The following is a 2123-nucleotide window of genomic DNA, read 5'->3' on the forward strand; positions in this document are numbered from 1 at the left end:
AAAAAAAGCGATTTTCTTATCGTTTGCTTGAGGCGATAACGAGGCTGCGGACATCTTGTTATATGAAGCACAAATATTTTTGCGGCGTTTCGGTCGAAATACTAATTTTTATCAGCCAATCACGCTTGGCATTGTTGTGGCTGTGTTCGCCCGAGATTTAAGAACGGAGTAATCCATATGGAGTTAGATCAAGAGCAAACTTATCTTCCAGCGGAATCACCGAAAATACGGTTATCTGCGAAAAATAAGCGACAGGCGTTGCCGCTCAAACAATCACGTCTCGAGTCTGAATTTGAAACACTAAGGGCGGTATCGAAGCGAACTTTTTCCTCCGGCAACCGAATGGCGGTTCGAATGTTTCTCGGAGCCATTTTCAATTTGGTAACTCGATGGGAGTCTGAAGATCGGCTGGAGGAGGGGTTGTACCGATTGCTTGATTCTTTGAAGGCTCCTGTGCCGTTGAAAATTGGTGAGGCATTTGCAGTGGTGATTTATTGCACCGCGCCACACCTGGACAAAAAGAGCCGCAGCAAGTGGGCACGAGCATTAAGGTTTGCTGCGTTGACCAAGCCGTCCAATGAACCCCTTAGGGCTTTCATTAAGCGGAAAGGCGGTATCAATGCGTGTGCTTCCAGGTATGCGGTGTACGCTCGGCGTCCTGGTAAGATTTAGAAGCTCTCCGCCCGCTCGCGCGGACGAGGTGATCGAATAGCAGGACATGTCTGTTCGGGACACCTTTTGGACATGGCCGCGATGTCCGACTTGAGTCCGCTTTCGGGTGTAGAGCGGACCACATCTGCTCAGAGCGAGTATTTCGCCTTTTGACCCAAAGCGGAAGTCGATTGGTTCGCCGGCCGCTGGCCCACCCACTGTAGCGCCGCGCGCTGGCCCCGGCGCTGCCGAACTGGACTGAAGCGGCCATACGCAGGCGCTCTCAATTCACCGGTAACTCGAATGCCCGCTCTCGACACTCATACGAGCACGCTCTTCAGTTGCTCCACGAACGCGGCCGCGGCGACCGGAAGAACCCGGCTTCCTCGGATCGCGAGCAACAACTGTGCCTGAAGCAATGGCGGATCGATCAGCGGAAGCGCGATCATGTCACCCGGGGGGATCAACGCCTTGCCTGGACTGCGGAATTGGAAGCAGACGCCGCGATTCATGTGGGCGAAGGCCTTCATCGCTTCGACCGAGTTCGAGACCAGCCTTGGATCGAGATCGAACGAAGCCCGCGCTAGTACCTGCTCGATGAGGCCGCGCCCGGCCAGCGTGGTGTCGGCAAGCGCCAACGGAAACTCCAGGCAATCGTGCAAGCGAAGCTTGTCACGGCTGGCGAGCGGATGGTCCGGAGCCACCATGGCACAGAGCGCCTGCCTGGCCACGGCGACGATAGTGACGTCCTTCTTGCGCGGGGCGTCATGCGTCAAAATCAGATCGACCCGATCCGCAACCAGGGCCTCGACCAGTTCTTCCGGAGCCCCGATCCGCACATGAAAGCGGACGTAGGGATGGGTCGCCTGGAATTGGGTGATGGCCGAAGGCAGCAATTCGCCGGCCACGGATTCTGCCGCTGCCACGCTCACTTGCCCGCGCACCAGCCCGCGAAGCTGCTCAATCCGCGATTCGACAGCTTTCAACTCGGAAATCACCAGGCGGGCATAGACCAAAAAAGCTTCGCCGGCCGACGTGACCCGGACGCCCCGCGGCAAGCGTTCGAACAAAGGCGCGCCAAGATCGATTTCAAGGTCAAGGATCTGGCGGTTCAAGGCCGATGAGGCGACGTTGAGGGCGTCCGCCGCCTTCCGGATCGAACCGTACCGTGCGACGGCATCGACGTAAGTCAGCACCCGTGGAGGGCGCAGCCGGCTGCGTGATTTCGTTCTGGCGTGATCTGCTTCGCGCCCCGGCGGCACGGCCGCTCGCGCGATTGGTTTTGTCCTCACCTGCTTCTTGCGCATTTCAGGCGGCATCCTTGGGGCCGCACGTCGCAGACAGCAGCAAGACCCGTGCCGGTCGAAGTCCCGTGAAACGACCCGAAATTGCCGGTCTTTGCCGCCACATCAGGCAGCATGATCACGAAGTGAGCTGTTTTTACGCTCGCTGCAGCCTGTTTTTGCTTCTAG

2 protein-coding genes are annotated in these 2123 nt (G+C 57.7%); one reads left to right on the plus strand and one right to left on the minus strand.

Features of this window, described 5'->3' with window-relative positions; all coding sequences use genetic code 11:
- Nucleotides 1-177 precede the first annotated feature (177 nt).
- Nucleotides 178-672: a hypothetical protein gene (locus E8A46_RS24055; protein ID WP_291566570.1), complete on the plus strand. Its 495-nt coding sequence runs from the start codon at nucleotides 178-180 to the stop codon at nucleotides 670-672.
- A 299-nt stretch (nucleotides 673-971) separates the two neighbouring features.
- On the opposite strand, the gene E8A46_RS24060 is transcribed toward E8A46_RS24055, so the two are convergent.
- A complete protein-coding gene (locus E8A46_RS24060) occupies nucleotides 972-1958 on the minus strand; it encodes a LysR family transcriptional regulator (protein WP_291566572.1) in 987 nt (328 codons plus the stop codon).
- Nucleotides 1959-2123: the final 165 nt, after the last annotated feature.

The sequence above is a fragment of the Bradyrhizobium sp. genome, assembly GCF_004799445.1.
Taxonomy (GTDB): Bacteria; Pseudomonadota; Alphaproteobacteria; order Rhizobiales; family Xanthobacteraceae; genus Bradyrhizobium.